At 40.9% G+C, this 25,872-nt stretch carries 25 protein-coding genes; 7 read left to right on the top strand and 18 right to left on the bottom strand.

Translation table 11 applies throughout. The annotated features are described in order from the left end of the window. Positions 1-33: 33 nt before the first annotated feature. From prmC to murA, 7 genes are all read right to left on the bottom strand, one after another. Positions 34-888: a peptide chain release factor N(5)-glutamine methyltransferase gene (prmC, locus tag E0E32_RS06170; RefSeq protein WP_130859288.1), complete on the bottom strand. Its 855-nt coding sequence runs from the start codon at positions 886-888 to the stop codon at positions 34-36. A gap of 2 nt (positions 889-890) precedes the next feature. Next, positions 891-1,961 carry a peptide chain release factor 1 gene (prfA, locus tag E0E32_RS06175; RefSeq protein ID WP_066188116.1) on the bottom strand — a complete coding sequence of 357 codons (1,071 nt, stop codon included), beginning with the start codon at positions 1,959-1,961 and terminating at the stop codon, positions 891-893. Between the two features lie 68 nt (positions 1,962-2,029). Beyond that, a complete protein-coding gene (locus E0E32_RS06180) occupies positions 2,030-2,638 on the bottom strand; it encodes a thymidine kinase (RefSeq protein WP_130859289.1) in 609 nt (202 codons plus the stop codon). Positions 2,639-2,782: 144 nt separating this feature from the next. Next, positions 2,783-3,160 carry a hypothetical protein gene (locus E0E32_RS06185; protein WP_165444974.1) on the bottom strand — a complete coding sequence of 126 codons (378 nt, stop codon included), beginning with the start codon at positions 3,158-3,160 and terminating at the stop codon, positions 2,783-2,785. Between the two features lie 130 nt (positions 3,161-3,290). Further along, entirely contained in the window at positions 3,291-3,536 is a 246-nt protein-coding gene (locus E0E32_RS06190) for a type B 50S ribosomal protein L31 (protein WP_066188124.1), read from the bottom strand. Positions 3,537-3,658: 122 nt separating this feature from the next. Beyond that, positions 3,659-4,945 (bottom strand): transcription termination factor Rho, encoded by a 1,287-nt coding sequence (gene rho, locus E0E32_RS06195; protein ID WP_078059937.1) that lies wholly within the window; start codon positions 4,943-4,945, stop codon positions 3,659-3,661. A gap of 504 nt (positions 4,946-5,449) precedes the next feature. Then, entirely contained in the window at positions 5,450-6,736 is a 1,287-nt protein-coding gene (gene murA, locus E0E32_RS06200; protein ID WP_066189016.1) for a UDP-N-acetylglucosamine 1-carboxyvinyltransferase, read from the bottom strand. A 463-nt stretch (positions 6,737-7,199) separates the two neighbouring features. On the opposite strand from murA, the gene E0E32_RS06205 reads away from it, so the two are divergent. The 4 genes from E0E32_RS06205 to E0E32_RS06220 all read left to right on the top strand — a co-directional run bounded on the left by E0E32_RS06205 (position 7,200) and on the right by E0E32_RS06220 (position 11,076). Continuing rightward, positions 7,200-8,168 (top strand): ABC transporter substrate-binding protein, encoded by a 969-nt coding sequence (locus E0E32_RS06205; protein WP_130859291.1) that lies wholly within the window; start codon positions 7,200-7,202, stop codon positions 8,166-8,168. 194 nt (positions 8,169-8,362) lie between these two features. After that, on the top strand, positions 8,363-9,370 hold the full coding sequence (locus E0E32_RS06210) for a FecCD family ABC transporter permease (RefSeq protein ID WP_130859292.1): 1,008 nt from the start codon (positions 8,363-8,365) through the stop codon (positions 9,368-9,370). Next, the gene (locus tag E0E32_RS06215; RefSeq protein ID WP_286171757.1) at positions 9,371-10,378 is read left to right on the top strand and encodes a FecCD family ABC transporter permease; all 1,008 of its coding nucleotides are present in this window, start codon (positions 9,371-9,373) and stop codon (positions 10,376-10,378) included. It begins immediately after the preceding gene. A gap of 17 nt (positions 10,379-10,395) precedes the next feature. Then, positions 10,396-11,076: a ferric iron reductase gene (locus tag E0E32_RS06220; protein ID WP_066188130.1), complete on the top strand. Its 681-nt coding sequence runs from the start codon at positions 10,396-10,398 to the stop codon at positions 11,074-11,076. Between the two features lie 141 nt (positions 11,077-11,217). On the opposite strand, the gene fba is transcribed toward E0E32_RS06220, so the two are convergent. The 6 genes from fba to E0E32_RS22110 form a co-directional block, all read right to left on the bottom strand. Then, positions 11,218-12,072: a class II fructose-1,6-bisphosphate aldolase gene (gene fba / locus E0E32_RS06225; RefSeq protein WP_066188132.1), complete on the bottom strand. Its 855-nt coding sequence runs from the start codon at positions 12,070-12,072 to the stop codon at positions 11,218-11,220. 424 nt (positions 12,073-12,496) lie between these two features. Then, positions 12,497-12,856, bottom strand: coding sequence for a response regulator (locus E0E32_RS06230; RefSeq protein ID WP_066188133.1), 360 nt, complete (start codon positions 12,854-12,856; stop codon positions 12,497-12,499). A gap of 240 nt (positions 12,857-13,096) precedes the next feature. Continuing rightward, positions 13,097-14,698, bottom strand: coding sequence for a CTP synthase (gene pyrG / locus E0E32_RS06235; protein WP_130859293.1), 1,602 nt, complete (start codon positions 14,696-14,698; stop codon positions 13,097-13,099). Between the two features lie 191 nt (positions 14,699-14,889). Beyond that, on the bottom strand, positions 14,890-15,423 hold the full coding sequence (gene rpoE / locus E0E32_RS06240) for a DNA-directed RNA polymerase subunit delta (protein ID WP_066188137.1): 534 nt from the start codon (positions 15,421-15,423) through the stop codon (positions 14,890-14,892). A gap of 191 nt (positions 15,424-15,614) precedes the next feature. Next, positions 15,615-16,202 carry a P-loop nucleotide/nucleoside kinase family protein gene (locus E0E32_RS06245; protein ID WP_130859294.1) on the bottom strand — a complete coding sequence of 196 codons (588 nt, stop codon included), beginning with the start codon at positions 16,200-16,202 and terminating at the stop codon, positions 15,615-15,617. Between the two features lie 196 nt (positions 16,203-16,398). Next, on the bottom strand, positions 16,399-16,554 hold the full coding sequence (locus E0E32_RS22110; protein ID WP_165444975.1) for a hypothetical protein: 156 nt from the start codon (positions 16,552-16,554) through the stop codon (positions 16,399-16,401). A gap of 290 nt (positions 16,555-16,844) precedes the next feature. Here E0E32_RS22110 and E0E32_RS06250 point away from each other — a divergent pair, with 290 nt between their 5' ends. Further along, positions 16,845-17,984 (top strand): phospholipase D-like domain-containing protein, encoded by a 1,140-nt coding sequence (locus E0E32_RS06250; RefSeq protein ID WP_066188141.1) that lies wholly within the window; start codon positions 16,845-16,847, stop codon positions 17,982-17,984. Between the two features lie 213 nt (positions 17,985-18,197). Here E0E32_RS06250 and argS read toward each other — a convergent pair whose 3' ends face one another. From argS to E0E32_RS06265, 3 genes are read right to left on the bottom strand one after another with little or no spacing between them, the layout of a single operon-like run. Then, the gene (gene argS, locus E0E32_RS06255) at positions 18,198-19,865 is read right to left on the bottom strand and encodes an arginine--tRNA ligase (protein ID WP_130859295.1); all 1,668 of its coding nucleotides are present in this window, start codon (positions 19,863-19,865) and stop codon (positions 18,198-18,200) included. Between the two features lie 14 nt (positions 19,866-19,879). Then, on the bottom strand, positions 19,880-20,308 hold the full coding sequence (locus E0E32_RS06260) for a YwiB family protein (RefSeq protein WP_078059938.1): 429 nt from the start codon (positions 20,306-20,308) through the stop codon (positions 19,880-19,882). Between the two features lie 16 nt (positions 20,309-20,324). Next, positions 20,325-21,362 (bottom strand): AimR family lysis-lysogeny pheromone receptor, encoded by a 1,038-nt coding sequence (locus E0E32_RS06265; protein ID WP_066188145.1) that lies wholly within the window; start codon positions 21,360-21,362, stop codon positions 20,325-20,327. Between the two features lie 253 nt (positions 21,363-21,615). On the opposite strand from E0E32_RS06265, the gene E0E32_RS06270 reads away from it, so the two are divergent. Continuing rightward, positions 21,616-23,664: a transglycosylase domain-containing protein gene (locus E0E32_RS06270; protein ID WP_286171759.1), complete on the top strand. Its 2,049-nt coding sequence runs from the start codon at positions 21,616-21,618 to the stop codon at positions 23,662-23,664. A 213-nt stretch (positions 23,665-23,877) separates the two neighbouring features. Here the strand turns inward: E0E32_RS06270 and E0E32_RS06275 are convergent, their stop codons facing one another. Then, entirely contained in the window at positions 23,878-24,390 is a 513-nt protein-coding gene (locus E0E32_RS06275; protein WP_066188149.1) for a YwhD family protein, read from the bottom strand. Between the two features lie 222 nt (positions 24,391-24,612). Here E0E32_RS06275 and E0E32_RS22115 point away from each other — a divergent pair, with 222 nt between their 5' ends. Then, positions 24,613-25,044 (top strand): hypothetical protein, encoded by a 432-nt coding sequence (locus E0E32_RS22115; RefSeq protein ID WP_165444976.1) that lies wholly within the window; start codon positions 24,613-24,615, stop codon positions 25,042-25,044. Positions 25,045-25,120: 76 nt separating this feature from the next. Here the strand turns inward: E0E32_RS22115 and E0E32_RS06285 are convergent, their stop codons facing one another. Further along, the gene (locus E0E32_RS06285) at positions 25,121-25,867 is read right to left on the bottom strand and encodes an esterase family protein (protein WP_130859297.1); all 747 of its coding nucleotides are present in this window, start codon (positions 25,865-25,867) and stop codon (positions 25,121-25,123) included. Positions 25,868-25,872: the final 5 nt, after the last annotated feature.

The following is a 25,872-nucleotide window of genomic DNA, read 5'->3' on the forward strand; positions in this document are numbered from 1 at the left end:
CTTCACCTTGGCATATCGTAACGTTTCTTCCCTTTATAGTCTTGCTTGAATGATACGGTCTTTTCCATTGATATCTTGCAAGACGGTCACCTGACTCATAGGAAATTTGGTTTGAATAAGGGTTGTCACCGACTGTGCTTGGGTATAACCAATCTCAAAGAAGAGCCAGCCGTTTGGATTCATCACATAAGCTGCCTGCTGGATAATTTTTTGATAGGCATATAAGCCGTTGTTTTCAGCAAAAAGGGCCAGCTCAGGGTCGAAGTGACGAACGGTTTCTGTCAGCTCTTCTTTCTCCTGATAGGAAATATAGGGAGGATTGGAAACCAATATATCTATTTTTATATCTTGTTCTATAAGCGGTTTTAAAAAATCTCCTTGATAGAAGCACACAGGTGCCTTTAATAACGTTGCATTCCTCTTTGCGATTTGTAGTGCCTTATCCGATATATCCACAGCCAGTAAGTCTGCTTGTCGTTCTTGCGCCCACTCCTTTGCTAGGGTGATCGCAATCACACCACTTCCAGTCCCAACATCCACACAAGTAAAAGAAGGATACTCCACTTGCTGCAAGACTTGTTGCACTAGTTCTTCCGTCTCTGGACGGGGGATCAGCACATCGGAACTCACGTAAAATTCTCTGCCAAAAAAAGTTTCTTTTCCCGTTAAATGCTGTACAGGCACTTTTGTCCTAGCATGTTGTTCCACTTTGTGCATAAATTGTTGATAAGTTTGCGCTGCAATTGGATCTCTTAAACGAGTGATCAATTCTGTCTTTGTCCATTGTAATTGGTCTAACAAAAGGATCTCAGCTACCTTGGTCTCACATTCAGACTCCTCTAAAAAAGAAGAAGCCCTATTCAGGGCCTCGTGAATTGTTTTTACCATTATCATTCACCGATTTCTTCCATTTTTTTCGCTTGTTCCTCAATAACTAAGGCTTCGATCACTTCATCCAGTTTTCCTTCCAAAATCTGATCCAGCTTCTGAATCGTTAAACCAATACGGTGATCAGTCACACGATTTTGCGGAAAGTTATACGTCCGAATACGTTCCGAGCGGTCGCCTGAACCAACCGCTGATTTACGCGTCTGGTCGTATTCTGCCTGTGCCTCTTGTTGAAATTTGTCATAAATACGAGCACGCAATACCTTCATTGCCTTTTCTTTGTTTTTTATCTGTGATTTTTCATCTTGAATGGAAACAACAATTCCTGTAGGTACATGCGTCAAACGCACCGCTGACATCGTTGTATTAACCGATTGTCCACCAGGGCCACTGGAGGCAAACGTGTCCACACGGATATCTTTTTCATGTACATCTACTTCCACTTCTTCAGCTTCCGGCATAACAACAACCGTGGCAGTGGAGGTATGAATACGTCCGCCTGATTCGGTTTCTGGTACACGCTGCACACGATGAGCACCGTTTTCGTATTTCAGTTTGGAGTAAGCGCCTTTTCCATTAATCATAAAAACAACCTCTTTAAAACCACCAACTCCTGTTGTATTGGAATCCATGACATCCATCTTCCAGCCTTGCGCTTCCGCATAGCGGGAATACATGCGGAATAGGTCTCCCGCAAATAAAGCAGCCTCATCACCACCTGCAGCTCCGCGAACCTCCATAATAACGTTCTTATCATCATTGGGGTCTTTAGGAAGCAATAAAATGCGCATCTGTTCTTCTAATTCCTGTTGATGCTTAGACAATTCATTAATCTCGACCTTAGCCATTTCCCGCATTTCATCATCCAGATCCTCTTCCAACATTTCTTTGGCTTCACTCAATTGTTGGGTTACCTCTTTATATTCTCGATACGTTGTAGTTACCTCTTGAAGATCGGATTGTTCTTTTGAGTATTCCCTTAATTTTTTCGTATCATTAATTACCTCTGGATCACTCAATAATTCATTTAATTTATCATAACGTGCTTCTAGCGATGCTAAACGATCTAACACGTATCTCACCTCTTTCTCCGATTCGCCTATATAAATAGTATATAGAATTTACAGGAAGCCGTCAAAAACTACCGGTAATGTGTTTTCAATTTCTCCTTAGGATGGTTCGGCACCTCATGATGGTGGCGACATCTTGGTTCGTAATTCTCGGTAGCACCTAGCAAAAAAACCGGATCATCATAGGAAGCTGGACGTCCATCAATGAGACGCTGCGTTCTGCTAGCGGGAGATCCGCATATCGGACAGACAGCGTTTAATTTCGTCACAAATTCACTAATGGCTAATAGCTTCGGCATCGGGCCAAAAGGCTCTCCACGAAAATCTGTATCTAATCCAGCGAGTACCACTTGGTATCCTCGATCAGCCAGTTCGGAAACAACCGGTACAATCTCATCATCTAGAAATTGCACCTCATCGATCGCAATCATGTCAACTTTTTTTGCTACATCCATTAAGATATCCAATGGCTTTTGAATTGGTTTGGCAATTACCTCAATACCGCTATGTGAGACTACGCATTCATGACTGTAACGATCTTCCCATTGGGGTTTATAGACAGCCACACTTAGGTTACCATATGTAGCGCGATGTACTCTGCGGATCAATTCCTCTGATTTTCCCGAAAACATACCCCCGCATATTAATTCGATCCAACCAGCCTTTTTCATAATATGCATGTTTCATACTCCCTCCAACGTTCATACCCTCTCATTTTACCACGAATGATCATGGAATATGTAGATTTCTTCTTCTGTTGTGTGAGTTGCATCGTTACCGAGTACACTCTTGATTGAGAAAAAAGAATTCGAATAAGAACATCGTCAATCATTTTCCTGCCATGGCATGTGAATGACGGACGGTTTTTTGTTTTTTCCTCGGATTTTGGCCGTCATTTCCGTGATGACGTCCATTTCGACGCTTGCTCCTCGGATTTTGGCCGTCATTTCCGGTATGACGCCCATTTCAGCGCTTCCCCCTCGGATTTTGGCCGTCATTTCCGTGATGACGCCCATTTCGACGCTTGCTCCTCGGATTTTGGCCGTCATTTCCGGTATGACGACCATTTCAGCGCTTCCCCCTCGGATTTTGGCCGTCATTTTCGGTATGACGCCCATTTCGACGCTTGCTCCTCGGATTTTGGCCGTCATTTTCGTGATGACGCCCATTTCGGCGCTTACTCCTCGGATTTTGGCCGTCATTTTCGTGATGACGGTCGTTTCCCTCGGATTTTTTTCCGTTCTAGGTTCTTTCCTTCACTCAAACAAAAACAGACAAATGAGTAACCATTTGTCTGTTTCTAAACCTTATATCGTTTTTTTAAAATACCGATTAGCTAAGGTTGTATTTTTTCTTGAATCGATCTACACGACCACCGACTTTGTCAGCTCTTTGCTTACCAGTATAGAACGGGTGAGAAGCTGAACTAGTCTCTACACGGATTAATGGGTAGGTGTTGCCATCTTCCCATTCGATTGTTTCATCGGACGTTGTCGTTGATCCGGTTAGAAATTTGTAGTCAGAGCTTGTATCAAGAAATACAACTTTGCGGTATTCTGGATGAATTCCGTCTCTCATATCTATCCACTCCTTTTGCCCTGAATCCCTTGGAAACAGAGTTAATTCACATGCGTTCGTACACGCATGTCACACAGAAGAATTATATCAGTATGAACCATGGTTTGCAAGAGTAAGTTACATTAAACTGATTTTTTTGTTCCTTTTCGTTTCATTTCTTCATCAAGGGCCGTCAAAAATTCTTCATTACTTTTGGTCGAACGTAATTTTCGCAAGAAGCGTTCCAGAAAATCTGGTGAATCCTGCATACTCTTACGGATCGCCCACATTTTTTCCAAATGATTTTTCGACACGAGCAGTTCCTCTTTTCTCGTGCTGGAACGTAAAATATCGATCGCTGGGAAAATACGACGTTGTGCCAAATTCCGATCTAAATGAAGTTCCATATTGCCTGTTCCTTTAAATTCCTCATAAATAACATCATCCATGCGAGATCCAGTTTCCACCAAGGCTGTCGCTAATATGGTAAAGCTACCACCATCCTCGATATTTCTTGCTGCACCAAAGAAACGTTTCGGTCGATGGAATGCCGCTGGATCTATCCCGCCGGACAACGTCCTTCCACTTGGGGGAATCACCAGGTTATAAGCACGTGCAAGACGTGTAATACTATCCATCAGAACCACAACATCCTTCTTATGCTCCACCAAACGCATGGCACGTTCCAAAACGAGTTCTGCTACTTTGATGTGATTTTCTGGTACTTCATCAAAAGTGGAACTAACGACGTCTACGTTTTCACCAACCGATCGTTCAATATCCGTAACCTCTTCCGGGCGCTCGTCCACTAATAAAATAATTAATTTCGTATGTGGATGGTTTGTAGTAATACTGTTGGCAATCTGCTTTAACAGCATAGTTTTACCGGCTTTCGGAGGAGCAACAATCAAACCGCGCTGTCCATAACCTACCGGTGTTAATAAATCCATAATACGTGTTGAAATTAACTTTGGTCCTGTTTCTAAATTCATTAATCGATCAGGATAGAGAGGGGTTAATGCAGGGAAATGCACTCGTTCTTTGGCAGCCTCGGGATCTTCTCCATTAACGGCATCAACATGTAATAAGCCATAATAACGCTCATTTTCTTTCGGGGGGCGTACCTTACCAGATACTTTGTCCCCATTGCGCAAATCAAAACGACGAATTTGTGAGGCAGAAATATAAATATCCTCGGCACTCGGCGAATAATTAATCGGGCGTAAGAAACCGAATCCTTCGGTAGGAATAATCTCCAAAACTCCATCCATAAAAAGATAACCGCTTTTTTCTGCTTGTGCCTTCAAAATAGCAAATACCAATTCCCTTTTGGTTAATTTCGCATAATAGGATACTTTGAAATCTTTTGCTTGGGCATATAATTCTTTCAATGTCATTGACTCTAATTCTGAAATGGTTACTTCACTCACAAAATCACCACACCTATATTTATTATAATATTTGTTTATCTTACAGATTTAAAAATTTTCTACATAAACCATTCCCCTGACTTGCACAGCAAAAACACACAAAGCGTGGAAGTGCAAGACTTAGCCGCTTTGCAAACACTACTATTGCGTGATGCGCAACAAAGCGGATTTGCTATTGCTTTTCTTCTCTGTTTATACACATGTAAAAATCCTCAATCAATCTTTTTGGAATCATTTATGTAATGTTTCATTCATTTGGATAACATTATTTTGGAAGCACAGAGATCACTTAAAACCTCAAGAAGAATTTGAGATGGGAGCCACATTCACCTATCTGTGTATAGATGACGATACGAAGCACGTATTAAGCCCTTACTATTTTCTATAGTACATGGTACGGTCTAGATATTCAACTTATTTTTTAAGAAATATGAAATTTTCGAAAAAAAGGCTGCGGAAAACACTCAAGCAACGCCCTTGTGTATCCACAGTCTTTATCATCTGCTAAGAATTCTGAAATTGCTGAATTTCTTGTTCAGACATCTCTTCTCGCCAAATATTTGCCCCGAGACTTTTGAGTTTCTCGGTAATATTAGCATATCCTCGGTCAATATGATCCACGCCGGTAATCTCCGTGACACCGTTCGCAAGCAGTCCTGCTACAATAAGCGAGGCGCCCGCTCGCAGGTCACTTGCTTTCACCTTGGCACCTTCCAACGGTGTCGGTCCTTGTACAATGGCAGAGCTGCCTTCCACTTTAATTTGCGCATTCATCCGTCTTAGTTCATCGGTATGCTTAAATCGGGCTTGATAGATGGTGTCAGTAACTACACCAGTCCCTTTCGCTTGCGTTAATAAGGCGGTGAAGGGTTGCTGCAAGTCGGTCGGAAATCCAGGGTGTACCAAGGTTTTAATATCAACACATTGTAAGTCCGCACGACGTTGCACACGTAAATGCTCTTCCCCTTCTTCAATATATACGCCCATCTCTCTCAATTTAGCTAGTAGTGGTTCCAAGTGTTGTGGAATAACGTTATCTATAATCACATCTTCTCCCTTAGCAGCCGCCATAATAATATAAGTGCCTGCTTCAATTCGATCAGGAATAATGGTATGCATACAACCGGTTAATCGTTCGACTCCATCGATACGAATCACATCGGTCCCGGCACCTTTAATCTTCGCTCCCATACTGGTTAAAATGGTTGCCACATCAATAATTTCTGGTTCCCTGGCTGCGTTCTCGATGACCGTCCGTCCCTCTGCACGTACAGCGGCCAGCATAATATTAATCGTAGCTCCCACACTGACTACATCCAAATATATCCGAGCTCCTGTCAGCTTCTCCGCTCGCAAATAGATAGCACCCTGCTCATTTGTCACGGTTGCCCCTAATGCCTCGAATCCTTTAATATGCTGATCAATGGGACGCGGACCTAAATAGCAGCCTCCTGGCAAACCAATGACGGCTTCTTTAAAACGTCCCAGCATGGCCCCCATGAAATAATAGGAGGCCCTTAATTTTTTTACGCGTCCATTTGGTAATGGCATGGCTGTCATATTAACGGGATTGATATGTACCGTATGCCCTTTTCGCTCAACAGTACCACCGATTTCTTCCAGCAAATAACTCAATGTCTTTACATCTGATATATCCGGGAGTCCTTCAATGACCACTTCTGATTCGGCTAAAATAGCTGCAGGCAATAATGCGACTGCACTATTTTTCGCTCCACTTACACGTACCTTGCCTCTTAGTTGATGTCCACCCTCAACAAGCAATTTATGCATGATGTTATCCTCACTTTCTTCAAGTTCCATTCCGTTTCATTCTATTATCTATACCTTTGATCGTTATCTTGATTTTATAATTAGCTTGTACGATGATTACCATATTTATGTAACCTTTTTTCAATCAATACTATTATAGCTTATTTGAAGAGGAATTCAAATAGGAGGTCTGACTTAATAAGCGAAATTCCCCCACTAGTTTTTTCTTCATTCCACTGAATGGTGTTAATTTTGCTGAGTGTAGCATGAGTTAGGAGACTTACTCTACTTATCCCCCCTTTGTAAGAGAATATTTCTTTTTTATTATCTATTTATGACTGATTGGAAGATTCGACTTATCTACACCTCTTTGAACCAATATATACAAACTTACCATAAAATAACTTGCACCGAACTAAAAGTTTAGGTAAACTCTATAAATGATAATGATTATCAATATCAAAAAGAAGGAGTTTGATTTCTCATGCAAACGAGGAGAAAAACGTGGATATTGGGTGGATTACTGGCTTTACTACTTATATTAGTAGCTTGTAGCCAAGAAACAGATTCAATGGATTCATCAGATAGGGAGGAGAATGCAGAGGATGTTCGTGAGGTTACCCATGCAATGGGAACAACCACTATAGAGGGAAACCCAAAAAAAATTGTTACCCTCTATCAAGGAGCAACAGATTCAATTATATCATTTGGGATTACTCCAGTAGGTGCAGTTGAGTCATGGCAGCAACAACCCATGTACGATTATCTAAAGGATGATTTGGAAGGTGTTACATATGTAGGGCAAGAAACACAACCTAATCTGGAAGAAATAAATAAATTAGAGCCAGATTTAATTGTTGCTTCAAAGGTAAGACATGAGGAAATCTATGACCAATTATCAGCCATTGCACCAACCGTCATGGAAGAAACTGTTTTTGCATTTAAAGATACAATTCATTTAATAGGAGAAGCAACAGGGGAACAAAATAAGGCAGAAGAAATTCTAACAGAATGGAATGATAGGGTAACTGATTTTCAAAATAAGGCAGAAACTGAATTTGCAGACACTTGGCCGTACCACGTATCCGTGCTGAATTTTAGAGCAGACCACGCTAGGATTTATTTAACAGGTTTTGCTGGTTCTATTCTTCAAGAACTAGGTTTTCAGCCGCCAAAGCAATTATCAGATGATACACAAGATATCATTCAGCTAACGGACAAAGAGAGTATCCCAGAGATGAATGCAGATGTTTTTTACTATTTTATTCAAGATGAAGCAGCGGAAACAACCTATGACGAATGGACAGAGCATCCACTATGGCAGGAATTAGACGCCGTGCAATCAGATCAAGTATATCAAGTAGATGAGATCACCTGGAATTTGGGTGGGGGAATTCATGCTGCCAACCTGATGTTAGATGATATCTATGACCGTCTTGATTTAGAAAAATAGTAAGACAAAATGAATGATCTTATGTAAACGTAAGAATTATTAACCTATAATTGGATTGTGGGTTTCTTAGCGAAGGAATTTCTTAGCGAGAGTATAGAAGCCAAGAAAGTATCCTTCCAATTATGTTTTGATGTGTTGAAAAGGAACCGTAAAACCTTTCCTTATTTTCTCAATTCGTAGAAAAGGACGTTCGAATGATGCATACCACTAATCATATAACGATAAAGTTTATATGCGTTATCGCAAGCGGCATACTGTTAATTTTTTCGTTTCTCGCAAGTATATCGACAGGACAAACAGCTATTACCTTCTCGGAAACTTTAGAAGCATTGTTCCACTATGATGCAGTCAATACCGAACATGTTATTGTACATACTTCACGGTTAACAAGAGCCGTTATCGCCATGGTAATAGGTTCCAGTTTAGCTTTAGCAGGAGCGCTGATGCAGGCTTTGACCAAAAATCCTTTGGCTGCTCCAGATATTTTAGGAATCAATGCTGGTGCTATTTTCTTTATTGTTTTTTCTGTCACTTTTTTCTCTTTAGATTCACTTGTTCATTTTATGTGGATAGCGTTTATTGGGGCTGGACTAGCGGGTGTTTCTGTATATAGTTTGGGGGCTATCGGCAACAATAGTCTTTCATCGATAAAAATCGTGTTAGCGGGATCCGCCATCTCGGCTTTGTTTATTTCGTTTACCCAGGGCCTATTAGTGATAGATGAACAAAGATTGCAAAGTGTGTTGTTTTGGCTGGCAGGTTCAGTAGCAGGACGAGAAATGGATATGTTGTTGCCTATATTGCCTTTTTTATGCGCAGGATGGATGACGGCGTTACTTTTGGGCGGATCTGTCAATATCCTGCTCTCAGGGGAGGATGTAGCTAAAGGACTTGGACAAAAGGTCTGGCTGATTAAAATACTGATTGGCATAGTCGTTGTATTGCTAGCCGGAGGTTCTGTTGCTATTGGAGGCGCCATTGGTTTTATTGGATTAATTGTGCCGCACATAGCTAGGGGGCTGATTGGTCCGGATCATCGTTGGCTCCTTCCTTTAAGTGCTATCTTGGGAGCAAGCTTATTACTATTATCTGATGTTGTTGCACGTATAGTGATAATGCCTCAAGAAGTACCAATTGGCGTTATGACAGCCATGATCGGAACACCTTTTTTTATTTATATCGCACGCAAGGGGTTGAAATAATTGAAAAATCTTCAATCCGTTAAACACAAGATGAATTGGAAAGCATATATTGTTATTCTTACCCTTGTCATTCTTCTATTCCTCCTTAGTTTATCTACTGGGAGTACACTGATTCCTATCCAAGAATTATGGCAGCATATCACACGCCAATCTGATCAGCATGTATTTACAATCAATATATTAAGAATGCCTAGAGCTTTACTGGCATTATTAGTCGGAGCGGCACTTGGAACAGCTGGTTTAATTCTGCAATCGATTATCAGAAATCCGCTTGCTTCTCCAGATATCATTGGAATTACATCAGGTGGCTCATTTGGAGCCCTATTTTTCATAGTCTTTTTGCTAGATATGTTTAGTATTCAATGGTTACCTCTTGCAGCCATTATCGGTGCTGCTTTGGTTGCTACACTTGTATATCTGCTTTCATGGAAAAATGGAGTAACACCGACGAGACTTGTTCTGATAGGAATTGGAATAGCAGCAGGAATGAGTGCTTTAGTAACTTTCATGGTGGTTTTTAGCGAAACGGCGGTGACAACAAAAGCTTATCTATGGTTGACTGGTAGCTTATATGGTGCAGCAATGACTGAAGTATGGCAAATGTCAATTTGGTTTAGCAGCTTATTCATAGTAGTTCTATTGCTTGCGAAAACGATGGAAGTATTAGAACTGGGAGATGAATTAGCTACAAGTTTAGGGGTTAGAGTGCAATTATTACGTTGTGCATTACTGTTTACTAGCGTGGGTCTAGCAGGAGCCGCGGTTGCATTTGCAGGCGGAATTGGTTTTATTGGTTTGATAGCACCGCATATAGCGAAGAAAATCGTTCCTTATTCCTTGTTGCATTTACTGCCTATTACCGCAATGATTGGTGGATTCATGCTAATGAGTGCTGATCTAATTGGTCGAATAGCCTTTATGCCATTGGATATCCCCGCTGGAGTATTCACAGCAAGTATTGGTGCACCGTTTTTTATTTATTTACTCTATAGGAATCGTTATATATAAGGGAGAGAAAACAAAAGATGTTAAACTTAGAACGTTTTTTCATTGATCAAGGAAATAAAGTAGAAAATGGTGTATGGTTAATCGATATTTGGCAGCAATCCAGCTGTGAAGATTTTTTAGAAGAACTAAAGCAGAGATGGGGAGCTTCTCATTCAAGTATTGCTGCCTCGATGCTAGTGAAACGCCTAGCTGTTATGATGGTATCTTCAACTTTATATTGTATGGCTGTTTATCAAAAAGCACCTGAATTTACACTCCATCAACTCAAATGGACAAATCAAAATCGTTTAACGAGTGAAGACAACCAATTAGGATATAAATCTGTTCAGCATGCAGAAGAGCGTCAAGCAAAACTACAAGAGTTGTTGCAGCAGATTATTTCTCCATTAATTGAACTGTTACATCAACAAACAAGGTTGAAAAAAACTATATTATGGGAAAATGTGGCTGTTAGGATTGCCTCCATCAACCGAAAAATGAAACAAGAAGAACTACCAATATGCAGTATAAATCGGTTTCAGAAAGACTTGATTTTTTTAAGTGATCAGCAAAGTCCTCTTGTTGAAGGTATAAATCCACTAGCCAATTATCTCTCATCGGAAGAGGGTGAGCAATGGAGGAAAACCTGTTGTTTATACCATCAATTGGACAAAAACAAAGGTAAGGGAATCTATTGTGTACTTTGCCCCTTAAAATAGGTCTACATATACTTGTTCCAAAGTTAGAAATAGTTTTTAATATACCATTGTAGTTTAGCTTCTATGCTTTCTTGTCCCATAAAAAAACACCCTCTTTCGGAAAAACGATAAGAGGGTGTTTTTTACCTATTCTAATATACCTTACGCTTGGTTGGAAGATCCAAATTCGCGCATTTTACTTACAACTGTTTCTTTGATCGCATCTCTACCAGGTCCTAGGTATTTACGCGGATCAATCATTTCTGGATTCGCCTCTAATACTTCGCGAACTACTTTTGTTTGTTGGATCTGGTTTTCCGTATTTACATTGATTTTAGAAGTACCATACGAAATGGCCTTTTGAATATCTTGTGTTGGAATACCTGTTCCGCCATGAAGTACTAACGGCACACCGGCAACCACATTTATCTCTTCCATCTCTTTGAAACCTAAATTAGGCTCTCCTTGATAAGGGCCATGCACAGAACCTAGCGCAGGAGCAAGACAGTCGATTCCCGTACGATCAACTAATTCTTTACACTCTTGCGTATCAGCGTACATAATACCACCTTGTACTCCATCTTCATTACCACCAACGGTACCAAGCTCTGCTTCAACAGATACACCATGGAAATGGGCAAGCTCCACTACTTTAGAAGTCACGGCAATATTCTCTTCAAATGGATCATGAGAGGCATCGATCATTACCGAAGTAAATCCAGCATGAATAGCCTTTGCACAAGCTTCAAAGCCAGAACCATGATCTAAATGGATGGCCACTGGCACGGTAGTACCCTGTGCTTCCATTGTTGCTTTTACCATTGCTACTACTACACCAAAGCCACCCATATAACGTCCTGCACCTTCAGATACACCTAAAATAACTGGGGACTGTTCATCTTCTGCCGCTTGAAGAATAGCTTGTACATATTCCAGGTTATTAAGATTAAACTGGCCTACGGCATAGCTATTTTGATTTGCTTTAATAAGCATTTCTTTCATTGATACTAATGGCATTCTTTTTTCCTCCTTTAAGTATGTAAACTCTGTTGATATAAACATTCGTTCGTTTGTGAATGATTGTACCTAATATATAGAATACCAATTCCGACAGAAAGGTGCAACAAAACTTTTCAGTGAACCGCTTTCTTATGCGATTTCTTTCGATTATTTTATATTGCGTATGGAAGTGCCATATATTCGAAGTACTGGCAGTCCCTAAAAGATGCTCATTGTTTCATTTTATAACAAATTTGGAAATGAGAGTTCTTTCGTATTGAAGGATAAACGCCGAACGTTATTCAGCCATTCCTTAGCCAGTTGTGTCGTTCTCCATCTTATTAATCATTACAATGTCGTTTATTTTTGCATAAGAAAACCCTTATCTGAACGCCTTTTTATCTTATGCGCTGGATAGATGTTTATCATGGCGAATGACTGATTATTTCAAGATATTGCTTACCATCTCCCGTATATCGTTTAATTGAAAGGGCTTTTCCACAATTTCACAAACCATATCAATATTTTTTACCCCTTCCCTCGCCTTATCCGGTAAACCGCTCATCATCACGATCGGGATCTGATAATTTTTCTCCGCTAACATTTCAATCAATCTCGGGCCATCAATAATGGGCAGCCTATAGTCGAGCATAATTAAATCTGGCTGTTTATCTACTATCTTTTCATAGGCTTCCTTACCATTGACGGCAAGTTCTACATGATAGCTCTCCTGCGTGATCACTTCCTCTAATAAGAGGCGTATCCCTACTTGATCATCTACCACTAACACTGTTTTTGTCATGTTCATTATCCCCTTCTACCGTTTTCTCGTCTAGTTGATTCCATTGTCTAAAAATAGTCAAAGATTTCACGACAATTATATATTGTAATTCGCTATTTCCGGTGAAATTCCTGCATCATTTTCACTTTTTTTACATTATTAATAGCAATTTCGTTCCTTTAAACAAACCTTTAATATCCTTTTCATATACAAAAACCCAAAAAGACACCATAGTTCAGCTGAACTACGGTGCCTTTTCTGCTATTCTGCATGAACGGCCGCCTGGATAAATCCATTAAATAATGGTTGTGGACGAGTAGGTCTTGATTTGAATTCTGGGTGGAATTGAGATGCAACAAACCAAGGATGATCTTTTAGTTCAATCGTTTCTACCAATTTCTTATCCGGGCTTGTACCAGAGAATACAAAGCCGTGATCTTCCATTTGCTCTCGATATACATTATTGAACTCAAAACGGTGACGATGACGTTCATAAACGATATCTTCGGCGCCATATGCCTCTTTGGTCTTTGTTCCCTCTTGCAGACGGCATGGATAAATTCCAAGGCGCAAGGTACCACCAAGGTCAGAAATATCCTTTTGCTCTGGTAACAAGTCAATAATAGGATGTGGTGTATTGGGATCAATCTCAAAGGAATTGGCTCCAGTCAATCCAACTACATTGCGGGCGAATTCAACAGTTGCCAGCTGCATACCTAAACATATGCCCAAGAAAGGAAGTCGATTCTCACGAGCATAACGAATCGCAGCGATTTTCCCCTCGATTCCTCGATCACCAAATCCGCCTGGTACTAGTAATCCTTCCACATCGGCTAATTCATCCGCCACATTACTGCTAGTAATTCCTTCTGCATTAATCCATTTAATATCTACATCTGCATCATGCGCATATCCGGCATGTTTCAGCGCCTCTACTACTGAAATATAAGCATCTGGCAGTTCAACATACTTCCCGACCAGACCAATTTTTATTTTCTTAGAAAGCTGTAAGACACGCTGGACTAATTGATTCCATTCCGTCATGTCAGCCTCACCGCAGTCCAGGCCAAAATGATCACACGTAATTTGGTCAAGATGTTGCTTTTGTAAATCAAGCGGTACATGATAAAGCGTATCTGCATCACCCGCTTCGATGACGGACTTCTCGTCTATATCACAGAATAAGGCAATCTTCTCTTTCATTTCTTGACTGATGGTGTGTTCTGTCCGTAATACAATGACATCAGGCTGGATACCTAAGGATCGCAATTCTTTCACACTATGCTGGGTCGGCTTCGTCTTTAATTCCCCAGCCGCTTGAATATAGGGAACCAAGGTACAGTGGATATACATGACATTTTCCCTGCCAATATTACTCTTGATTTGACGAATAGCTTCTATAAATGGTAAAGACTCGATATCACCTACCGTGCCACCGATTTCTGTGATAACAATATCGGCATTGGTTTGCTTGCCTGCCTGAAAAACCTTGTCTTTAATTTCATTTGTGATATGCGGAATGACTTGGACGGTCCCTCCTAAGTAATCACCATGACGTTCTTTTTTAATAACGGTGGAGTATATTTTTCCTGTCGTAATATTACTATATTGATTCAGATTGATATCAATAAACCGTTCATAATGACCCAAATCTAAGTCCGTTTCAGCTCCATCATCGGTTACGAATACTTCTCCATGCTGGTAAGGGCTCATCGTCCCTGGGTCTACATTGATGTAGGGATCAAATTTCTGGATCGTCACTTTCAATCCCCTATTCTTTAGCAATCGGCCTAATGACGCAGCCGTGATACCTTTTCCAATGGAAGAAACAACACCACCAGTTACAAAAATATACTTGGTCACACTATATCCCTCTTTCTATATTTTAATCACTCTATATTAGATCTAGCCCACAAGGTGTCTATTATTGTTCGTATAACACAAAAAAAGAATAGCGCTCCCCTTGAGCAGGGAACGCTATGTATTTCTATTATGAATAGAGCCCAATAAAAATTTTACTTAGAAGCTTCTCGAAAGTCAAGTGCCTAACAGAACTATTTTTCTAAATCGTCGTCATTAGTGAACTCATCATCGATGTCGCCTTCGATCTCTTCTTCGTCTTCCTCATCGTCCAGATTGAAATCGTCATCCTCTAAATCATCGTCGACTAATTCATCGTCGTCATCAAGGTCATGAAGATCCTCAACTGCACCAACGATCGTTTCGTCAAGATCCTCGGTTTCATCCAGTACCTCTTCTTCTTCTTGCTTTTTCTTTTTCTTGGCTTTTTTCTTTTTCCTTTTTGGTGCTACCGTAATATCTTCATCGATGTCTTCTACAGGGTACCATTTCTTCAATCCCCAAAGGTTAGACCCTTTTGTCAAAAAGCGTCCATCAATATTTAAGTCGGTATAATATTGAGAAATCCAGGCATCTTTTTCGGATTCCGAGAAACCTTTCAATTCTGCCACTCGATCAAATATATCGCGAAAATCTAATGCTTTATTTTCGGATTCTAAAATCATTGATGCAATATCAATCATAGCCATTTCATCTATCTGTTCTTTAGATAAATCCTGTAACTTCACAGCTAAGCACTCCTTTTTTTCATCCATCTCTATGTGCGTATTCAAAAAAGCTTGGTGAACACCCTTTTTAAATAGCTTCTATATGTAAATCCAAGCACATGATGATGTAGTCTATCACCATATTATATGGCTTTGTTCATGGAAATGCAATACTCAGTGTTTGATTGATTGTCAAGTTTCCTCAAGTCCGTCTATGCCTTAATAAAATCGACTAGGCGCTCGACTTTGTCTGACGTTATTTTCCCCGAATTTTCAAACACATGAATATGCTTGGATGGGATATCCCAATTAATGGTCGGGATAAAGTCTACCCTAGTTTCATAAGAATCCCAATTATCAAGCTTCCATGTATCACGTACGGTACCGCGCCCTTCAATACGCTTACGTTGTTGTTCAACATCTTGCAATGTAACAATAATAACCTTGATATCGATCTCTGCTCTTGTCTTACCGCTTGCCGCAATCACTCCATCCAACCACGCTTGGCTTTTGAGTTCTGTCGTGAAAGGAGAAATCATAAACACATTTTGTCCAACCCGCAAGTTCTCCATACATACATCCTTCGTTGCATTATATTCTAGATCCCGCAGATTTTCTTTATAAAACTGGGAATCGCGATCATTGGGATCCTCCCCATTCATTTCCAGAAAACGCTCAACAAAACGTCCTCCTACGGTATCACGATCCAAAAAAGCACAAGGGACATGTTTTGCAACTTCCTCTGCTACTGTTGATTTTCCTGTCCCTGCTACACCTACAAAAAAAACTAATCTTTGCACAAGTTTACACCTCTTCTACATTTATCTTCTGTTAATATGTTAACGTATTCTGAACAAAAACGCACCCCTTATGTTACTCAGCTTTCACATCTCGAAAATGTAAATAGCAGAGATACCCCCTGATCATAGTGGACGTAATATGCTTGATATCGAGGAGCACAGCTGACACATGCCAGAAAACCTTTCAAATGGTGAGTTAATACCTGTCGGTTTCATTTTGATATATTTTTTCAATGATTTGTTTCGTATCCGATGCGTCGATCCCTCTTCTTACAGCTGTTTCTATCACAATATACAATAATACGAAAAAAATAATAGCGGAAATTATGAGGAATGAAATGGATAATTCCACGCTTGATCACCTCCCTGACATGATGTAACAGCTTCCATACTATCATAATATTTGGGAATTTAATATGGTTACAAGAAATATACTAGGCTTTTATAGGTCACGCGCTGATAAGCATGTCGCTATGATTCTCAGCAACTAGGATTCAAAGGGAAGTTTATCTAATTATTCCTTTCTGTATGATCAAGCTATAGACGAGACTTGTTCCGATTTTTTTCTGCTGTGAAAATGGAATTCTTGATTAATAAATTATCATTTTTGGGCATTCTAAGATAAAAAGCGGGGGATATGGCATGTTATGGATCCTATTATTGCTGCTACTTATTTGGCTCGATTTTCAATTAGGGAAACGACTAGCAGCAGGACAAAATCATAGTAAAAGCTGGCAAACATCGATTAAGGATGTAGAGGTGTTCACAACAGGAAACAATCTATTCAAGGCAATCTGTGCCGATATAGAACAGGCCAAGCATACCATTGATATTCAATTTTTTATTATTCGTAATGATCGGCTGAGCAATCAAGTTTACAGTCTGTTAGCACGAAAACAAGCAGAAGGTGTTAAGGTACGTTTTTTAACCGATTGGGGTGGGAGCATTCGGTTTCGCAAAAAATGGTTGCAAGATAAATTCGCCTTTCAAAAACGGAATGGTCCTGCCTTCCCACTTTTTTATCATTTGCAGCGCCGCAACCATCGCAAGGTATTAGTTGTTGACGGTCAAATCGGTTATGCTGGTGGTTTTAATTTGGGTGATGAATACCTGGGCAAGGATTTAGCATTAGGCAAATGGCGTGATTATCACATCCGTGTAACTGGAGATATAGTCGATGTACTACAGGAAAGCTTTCTTAATGATTGGAAAAAAGACAGCGAACATGCAATGGTAAGTGATCATGGAGATATAGAGGTGTTAGCTTCGGAATCAACCACTTTAGAACAGCTGCTACTGCATTATATCGAAAACAGTGAGCATTCCATTGATATTGGCTCCCCCTATTTCATCCCGAGCCGTATGATAGAAAAGGCACTCACTACTGCCTTACAAAGAGGAGTCCAATTGACCATTTTAATCCCTGACAAGGCCGATCATCCCTTAACAAAAGCAGCGGCTCTACCATATTTACGGCGTATGGCGCAACAAGGGGCAATCATTCGATTGTATAAGGATGGCTTTTTTCATGGAAAAGTAATCTTTATTGATGAACAGTTCTGCCTCACTGGCACCGCAAATTTTGATCGACGCAGCTGGCAGCTTAACCAGGAACTGAATATCATCGCGCCTAGTACGTCCTCTTTATATGACAAGCTTTATCATGCCTTTTGGCAAGACGTCCTGATCAGCAAAAGCTTGACGAAGGGCTGGTTGAAGCATCAACCGCTCTATTTAAGATTGCTTGCTTGGCTGACTGTTCCAATTCGAGGCCTGTTATAAGTAGGTAGCGATCAGATTCATGAAGTGTTTCCGGACAGTTTTAGCTGTTTTCCTGACGATTTTGCGTTCTTTCCGGACGGTTCGAGACTTTTCCCGGACAGTTTTGCGCTCTTTCCGGACGGTTTCAGCTCCTTTCCGGTCAGTTTCGTATTATGTCAACTAAAAGCGCCGTAAAAAATCCCCCTTCACGCTATTGGTGAAGAGGGGATTGTTTTACATACTTTCTGGTACCTGAACGCCAATTAATGCTGCGGCGTTGGCGATGGTAATGCGCACCGATTCCATTAAGGCTAAACGGGCTTTAGTCGCCATCAGGTCTTCTTGATTGATCACTTTTTCCGCGTTATAGAAGCTGTGGAGCTGGGCAGACAGATCGAACACATACTGTGTGACGCGATGCGGTGTACGGTTTTCTGCGGCATCGGCAATCACTTGAGTAAATTCACCGAGCTTCTTCAGTAAATCTACGGCCTTTTCCGATTGCAATAAGCTCGCATCATAATCGCACCAGTCGATCCCTTTTTCCTGTGCTTGTTTTAGCATCGTACAAATCCGCGCATGGGCATATTGAACATAATAAACTGGGTTGTCGTTCGATTGCGATTTTGCCAAGTCCATATCAAAATCTAAGTGAGAATCGGCAGAGCGCATTACAAAGAAATAACGCATCGCATCAATGCCTACCTCTTCCATAAGTTCACGCAGGGTGACTGCTTTTCCTGTCCGTTTACTCATTTTCACTTTTTCACCATTTTCAAATAGATTGACCATTTGAATAATCTGCACTTCAAGGGTATCGGCGTTATAGCCTAATGCTTGAATCGCCGCATGCATTCTTGGGATATAGCCGTGGTGATCAGCTCCCCAAATATCGATCAGCTTGTCAAAGCCGCGATCAAGTTTATTTTTATGATAGGCAATATCTGGTGAGAGATAAGTATAGGAACCATCCTGTTTAACTAGTACACGGTCCTTATCATCCCCAAATGCAGTGGCACGAAACCATGTTGCACCATCTTCTTCAAAGATATATCCCTTTTCTCTTAATAGCTCGATCGCTGGGACAATTTTATTCTCATCATATAGTGACGTTTCGGAAAACCAATGATCAAAAGGCACGCGAAATTGTTTTAAATCATGAGCCAATTTATCCAATTCAACTTGCAAGCCGTAAGTACGGAAAAAAACAAGCTGATCCTGTTCTGCTTTCTCTACAAGGGAATCACCATGCTCTTCTGCCAAAGTCTCGCCAATTTGGATGATATCTGGTCCATGATAGCCGTCCTCAGGCATAGGAAAATCCTTACCTAATGCTTGCATATAACGTGCCTGAATGGATAGCGCGAGATTATCGATTTGGTTACCAGCATCATTGATATAATATTCACGTTGTACTTTGTAACCAGCCTTATCCAGAATATTGCACAACGAATCCCCTACAGAGGCACCACGGGCATGACCAAGATGGAGATCTCCCGTTGGATTCGCTGAGACAAACTCCACCTGAATCCTTTGTCCCGCGCCAGAATCAGAACTGCCATAATCTTGACCTTCATTTAAAATAGCTGGGATTAACTCCGCCAGATATTGATTATTCATCGTAAAATTGATAAAACCCGGCCCTGCAATATCCACTTGTTTGATCGATACCTTTGCTGTATCCAATTGAGCTGTCAGTTCTTCCGCAATTTGACGTGGCGGCTTTTTGGCAATACGGGCAAGCTGCATGGCAATGTTTGTGGCATAATCGCCATGTGCCTTGTCTTTTGGTTTTTCCAAAATAATATCCGGCACCTCTGCTTCTGCCGCTAACTTCGCTTTTACTACGGCCTGTTTAATTTCCGCTTTTACTTTCTCTTGTAGCTCTTGCATCACGTTCATATTGGTTACCTCCACTAATCTCTATAATTCAATAAAATGGTGAGCTTATGCTGCCTCGGCTCCTCGCCATTTAAACTCGTTTGGTAGTTTACATACAGCTTACCCGTCTTTTCCCCTAGAGGACGGTCAAAGTAAACTTGTTCAGTCGTGGTTTCCATATGCATAGAACCATACGCGTGTTTATATATATTCTCGGTTATTTGACCTGCGATAAACCGCTGAACCATGGAAATCCCCCCGTTCCTCTTCACGGTTACTTTGTCCTTTTGTATCGTGATGAGGGAATCAATCGGTTCTTCCTCATGATGCTGTTCACGAAAGGTTAACACAGTCAAATTACCTCTTTCCATCAATTGACCCTCTTCTTCTACTACGGTTACTTCTTGTTGATCCTGGTCAATGATCTCCATCGTCATCTTGACGGACACGATAGATTTATTCACGTTATCATGCATCCTTTTATTTATCAAGTCTGTTTAGTGCTTCTAATGGTAATCTGGCGTAAAAATAATCATCCCGCTCATCGATAAATCGTTGATAAGAAGCCCGCAACAATTCTTTATCCTTTTTCGCCAAGCCCAAATAATATTGTTGAAAAGGGGTTAAACTGGAAAAGCTATTCAGTATCTCAATGCATTCCTCATTTCGGTTATCCGCTAAAGCAAGATGAGCTTGCTCTGCCTTGTCCTCCGTCTCTATACCATCGTTTTTCCCATGATAGGCGGAGATAAACGCCAAGGTATAATTCTTCAAACCGTAAACAGCTCGTTCATTATCAATATCTTTGGCAATCTTGAATGCTGTATGAATATGATGAATGGCTTGATCATAACTCTCATAAATGTACCCTTGCGCCAAAATATTGTGGATATCAATTTTCTTCCTAGGGTTATTAATCGATTGTAATAACTGATAGCCATACTTGCGGGAAAGAATTAGCTCATTACGCTTCCAATGATAAATAAACAAAGCTTCTTGCAAACGGAGATCAAGCAACCGATATAATAATGGATCTTTGATCTTGCTTAAATGTTGTTTGATGGTTTGGTTAAACGTGCCAATCATGCCATATTGGTACATATCAAAGTAACAATAAATATGGACAAGATCACTCAATATCCTCAGAAAATAATCCTCTTCCTGCATCTTCATACGATGTAGCTTCTTCAAATATTGGACTGGCGCATCTGGCTTAAGCTGTTTTTTCCCTAATGTTTTGCGCTCGTACATGATTTGATAGATCTTGGCTACTTTTCGACAGAAGGATTGATCAGTTTGACGAACCTTCTCCAATAGCTGCCTTAACTCTTCGTATAATCCATTTATATATAAGTACTCCATTGCGACACACTGATTTACTGCTTGCTCACTCGCCAAACAGATCTCACTCATATCGCGTAATTCATTAGGTTGATTTTCTAGTTGACGATAGACGGCATACAACGGTATTTCCTTCTTATTCAACTTAAAGTCTTCCACAATTGTATTACGTTCCATAGAATATCTCCTAATCTTTTTTTACTAAATGACTGTCTAGAGGTTACAAGTATGTTTGTGCAATTCTTTTACTATACAACATTTTATCATATTATGACACAGGTTGGGATGAAAGCAATCGTTTTAATTGAAACTTTTTCATCTGATAGCTCTATTCCACGCTTTCTTGGTGTTAAATTCCCAAAAAATGCATGTTTATTATGTGTTTTTTAAGCCATACTGCTAGTAATGAAGAGAATGGGGTGGGAGAGCAATGCGACGCCTGGCGAAGGTTCTTTTTTTTCTATTAATGATGATGATTTCTTGCTTTACTGTGTTGATGATTGCTTGTTTTCTGCTTGGTCCCCCTTCACTGGATCGATCACAGAATACCATCTATTTCAGTAATACCGAGGAAGTAATCGGGGAAACATCCGGCTCGGAAAAACGTTATTGGGTGGAATTACCTGAAATTGATGACAAATTAGAAAAGGCAACCGTTTGGACAGAAGATCAGCATTTCTATCAGCATGTTGGCTTTGATTTCAAACGACTATTAAGCGCGATTTGGAAGGATATTCGCACTTTGTCCTTAAAAGAAGGTGCAAGTACGATTACCCAGCAGTATGCACGAAATCTTTTTTTAACGCATGAAAAAACATGGAAACGCAAGCTGTATGAGGCTTTTTATACGATTCGTTTAGAAATGTTTTATGATAAAGACGAATTATTAGAAGGTTATTTAAACACGATCTATTATGGACATGGTGCCTATGGCATTGAAGCTGCCAGCAGACATTTTTTTGATAAATCGGCCAATGATCTCAGCTGGGCAGAGGCTGCAATGCTTGCTGGCATCCCGAATGGCCCGTCCCATTACTCCCCTTTTCATAACGAGAAACGCGCAAAGGAAAGACAGGAATGGATCTTGAAAAATTTAAACGACAAAGGAGTGATTGATCAAGCGACTTACCAAAGGTCGATCAACGAATCACTGGCTTTTGCAAATCAAGAAGAAAACCAGACAGCAGCGATTGCTCCTTATTTTCAAGATGTGGTCAGCCATGAATTGGAAGAATTACTAGGCGTGGACGAAGAAGAGATCCGTTCTGGCGGTTATCAGGTATACACCACACTAGATGCCCAGCAGCAACAATTTTTAGAGGAAACGGCGGAGCAGGTTATCAACAATCAGGAAATACAGATTGGTGGAATGGCTATGGACCCCGAATCCGGAGCAATCACCTCCTTAATAGGCGGGCAAGATTATCAGGATTCTTCTTTTAATCGTGCTACTCAGGCAAAGCGAATGCCGGGATCTGCCTTTAAACCTTTTTTATATTATAATGCCTTGGAGGGTGGAATGACAGCTGCTACAGCACTAATGAGCAAGCCGACTACCTTTGAATTGCAGGATGGAAAAAGTTATCAGCCAAGCAATTATCACGATTACTATGCGAATAAGCCGATTACCTTGGCACAAGCATTGGCATTATCGGATAATATTTTTGCTGTTAAGACGAATTTGTTTGTCACTCCAGAGCATTTTGCCCAAGCAACCAAAGAAAAATTTCAATTCACCAGCGATTTAGACCCTGTCGCTTCCCTGGCATTGGGCACAGAGGTCGTTACCATCAAAGAGATGGTAACCGGGTACAGTATCATTGCAAATGGCGGTGAAAAGATTCATCCTCATACGATCACCAAGGTAACCGATGGCTTTGGCACTGTTTTATATGAAAGAGAGAAAGCGGTGAAAGAGACGAGTGGCTGGAATATTCTTCGTAAAAAAGACGATAAGCAAGTATTAAATCCAAGCTACGCTTATATTCTTAGCGATTTAATGAAAGGTATGTTTGATGAGTCATTGAATGGATATATGCGAGTAACCGGCGCTTCGATTGCCGATGAATTAACTCATGAGTATGCCGGTAAATCAGGCACAACCAATGTCGATAATTGGATGGTCGGCTACAGTCCTGCTCTGGCTGCGGGGTTCTGGGTTGGCTATGATGATAACCGGGAAATTGTCAGTACTGAGGATCAGCAATATGCCAAAGAAGTCTGGGCCAAGTTTATGGAAAAAGCCCACACTGGCCATGCTGATACACATGTGGTAAAACCGGATAATATCACAGAGGCGGAGATCGACTTAGAAACAGGACTATTAGCAGCGGAGGGCTGCGGACCAAGCCATGCCATGCTATTCGTCCGTGGTACGGAACCGACCGAATATTGCCATAAAGACTCTGAAAAGGAGACTATTCCTGAGGATCATTTGTTAGAGAACTGGTGGGAGTGGCTTTGGACCGGTGAAGAGTAATTTTATATCGAAGGTGACTGTTGGATTAACGTAAAAAGGCTGAGCACAATGCCCAGCCCTCTTACGGTCCTAGTAACTAAGAGTTACCTTGTATCTATTCTATTAATATTGAACGCTAAGAACAAGTCTAATTTACCCTTTTATTAAAAGTTCATAAAATGTTCATATTCTCTTTCTGCACAATTCACTGCTAAAATGCTTGGTGATATGTTGCTATTCCGGTAATGCCTGCTTTAATTCATCTGATGAAAGTTCCCACATGCTAGCATCAAACTCTCGCAGGAAATCTCCTAATAGTTGTTTAGACTTTTCATCCATATGATCCACAATCACATGGCCCTTCATCGATTTATCCATACGATTAACATGCTCTGGCATCGATTTATAGGCGCGTTTAATCGGGCGGTCCACGATAATTTCACAAGCAGTTACGCCATAATAGAATGGACCTTTTTCTGTTTTTTCTACCGTAACCCAGACAATCCAATATAGTTTGCCATTAGGTACTTCGTCTTTGTTTGGCAGAAATTTCACTCGTCGCTCCACTTCACTTCTGCCATGCATGGCTCCTATGTCAATGAAGGCACGATCTTCTTTTGGATCGATAATAACGGGAGAAATGTTTTCCAGACTGATGGAGCCAACACCATAGCCGCCATGACCGTCGTTAGGATCATCCTTCATAATCGTAAATTGATTCGATTTTTTGGGTTTATTATCACTCATGAGCAAGTTCCTCCTCATACTAATTTTCTCTCTTATTGTAGCATCGTTATTTTCTACATTTCATTTTCTATGTTCACCTTTTACTTTACATGATATACATCCTCATCTGCAAATAATGGCTTTTCCGTGTTCTGTAGATTGATCTCGGCTCGGCTCTTTTGATGGGAGTTGTCTGGTTAGCTGTAGAACTCCTTTTCTCGTGGAACCCCCGTTTCCTTAGGAATGACGACCGTTTTTTCGGTTTATCCTCCGATTTTGGCCGTCATTTTCGTGATGACGCCCATTTCAGTGCTTTCCTCTTCGATTTTGGCCGTCATTTACGTGATGACGCCCATTTCAGTGCTTTTCTCTTCGATTTCGGCCGTCATTTACGTGATGACGCCCATTTCAGCGATTTCCCCTCCGATTTTGGCCGTCATTTACGTGATGACGCCCATTTCAGTGCTTTTCCCTCGGATTTTGGCCGTCATTTCCGTGATGACGCCCATTTCAGTGCTTTTCCCTCGGATTTTGGCCGTCATTTTCGTGATGACGCCCATTTCAGCGATTTCCTCTCCGATTTTGGCCGTCATTTCTGCGATGACGCCCATTTCAGCGATTTTCCCTCCGATTTTGGCCATCATTTGTTTTCAATCTATAAGTCGCAATGGTTAATCACGCTGTTCACCGCTCTATGATGAAGTTTACCATTCTTTTTCTTCATAAAAAAACACCAAGTCTATGGTGTCTTTTAGAATGATTCAGCTACTTTCCCCAAATAATAGGGCATTTGACGACGCCACCATACCCAATCATGGGCGACATCATCTCCCCACTCATCAAACCATGCAGGGATTTGTTTTTCAGCACAGGCCTTTTTTAACGTAAAGTAGGAGGGAAGTCCATCCTGCTCCCAATCTCCTAACCCGGTACAAACAATAATATTGGCGGAACGATAGCGATCGATAAACCAGCCGTCATGCTGGTTCCAAATGTAGTCACTAGGCGAATTCTCATAGACAAGCGGATCATTGCCGTACTCCCCAAAAAAGAACCGTACATCGTATACCCCGCTTAAGGCAATCGTTGTTTGAAAGACGTCTGGATGCCGCAAGAAAAAGTTGACCGCGTGATATGCGCCCATACTGCACCCCGTTGTCATCATCGGATCAAACCAGCCTGTTTGGTGCTTTATAAGCGGAACTGCCTCTGATATCAGATAACGATCATATGCCTCATGGGCTTTTGCTCGATCATGTGGTGATTTCCCATCATCCAGCCAACTTTCACTGTCGATGCTAGCTAAGGTGAAAAATTGAAATTGCCCTGATTCGATAAAATCATGACAAGCATCGATCATTCCGAAATCACTATATTCCATATGCGAGCCCCCGGATGAAGGAAACACCACAATCGGCATACCGCTATGGCCATACCTGTTTACTGGCATATCACGTCCTAATTCCCCACTCCAATGACTCAGCTGTTCCATATACATAACGA

The organism is Gracilibacillus phocaeensis (assembly GCF_900626275.1).
Lineage (GTDB): Bacteria > Bacillota > Bacilli > Bacillales > Amphibacillaceae > Gracilibacillus > Gracilibacillus timonensis.

Excerpts from the sequence above, each read along its gene's own strand:
- E0E32_RS06180 (WP_130859289.1), bottom strand. The coding sequence starts at position 2,638 with ATGCATATTATGAAAAAGGCTGGTTGGATCGAATTAATATGCGGGGGT.
- E0E32_RS06265 (WP_066188145.1), bottom strand. The coding sequence starts at position 21,362 with ATGGAACGTAATACAATTGTGGAAGACTTTAAGTTGAATAAGAAGGAA.
- E0E32_RS06285 (WP_130859297.1), bottom strand. The coding sequence starts at position 25,867 with ATGTATATGGAACAGCTGAGTCATTGGAGTGGGGAATTAGGACGTGAT.
- E0E32_RS06220 (WP_066188130.1), top strand. The coding sequence starts at position 10,396 with ATGTTAAACTTAGAACGTTTTTTCATTGATCAAGGAAATAAAGTAGAA.
- fba (WP_066188132.1), bottom strand. The coding sequence starts at position 12,072 with ATGCCATTAGTATCAATGAAAGAAATGCTTATTAAAGCAAATCAAAAT.
- E0E32_RS06275 (WP_066188149.1), bottom strand. The coding sequence starts at position 24,390 with ATGAGTGATAATAAACCCAAAAAATCGAATCAATTTACGATTATGAAG.
- prmC (WP_130859288.1), bottom strand. The coding sequence starts at position 888 with ATGGTAAAAACAATTCACGAGGCCCTGAATAGGGCTTCTTCTTTTTTA.
- E0E32_RS22115 (WP_165444976.1), top strand. The coding sequence starts at position 24,613 with ATGACGACCGTTTTTTCGGTTTATCCTCCGATTTTGGCCGTCATTTTC.
- E0E32_RS06185 (WP_165444974.1), bottom strand. The coding sequence starts at position 3,160 with ATGACGGCCAAAATCCGAGGAGTAAGCGCCGAAATGGGCGTCATCACG.
- E0E32_RS06190 (WP_066188124.1), bottom strand. The coding sequence starts at position 3,536 with ATGAGAGACGGAATTCATCCAGAATACCGCAAAGTTGTATTTCTTGAT.
- E0E32_RS06205 (WP_130859291.1), top strand. The coding sequence starts at position 7,200 with ATGCAAACGAGGAGAAAAACGTGGATATTGGGTGGATTACTGGCTTTA.
- E0E32_RS06230 (WP_066188133.1), bottom strand. The coding sequence starts at position 12,856 with ATGACAAAAACAGTGTTAGTGGTAGATGATCAAGTAGGGATACGCCTC.
- E0E32_RS06270 (WP_286171759.1), top strand. The coding sequence starts at position 21,616 with ATGCGACGCCTGGCGAAGGTTCTTTTTTTTCTATTAATGATGATGATT.
- E0E32_RS06210 (WP_130859292.1), top strand. The coding sequence starts at position 8,363 with ATGATGCATACCACTAATCATATAACGATAAAGTTTATATGCGTTATC.
- E0E32_RS06250 (WP_066188141.1), top strand. The coding sequence starts at position 16,845 with ATGTTATGGATCCTATTATTGCTGCTACTTATTTGGCTCGATTTTCAA.
- murA (WP_066189016.1), bottom strand. The coding sequence starts at position 6,736 with ATGCATAAATTGCTTGTTGAGGGTGGACATCAACTAAGAGGCAAGGTA.
- argS (WP_130859295.1), bottom strand. The coding sequence starts at position 19,865 with ATGAACGTGATGCAAGAGCTACAAGAGAAAGTAAAAGCGGAAATTAAA.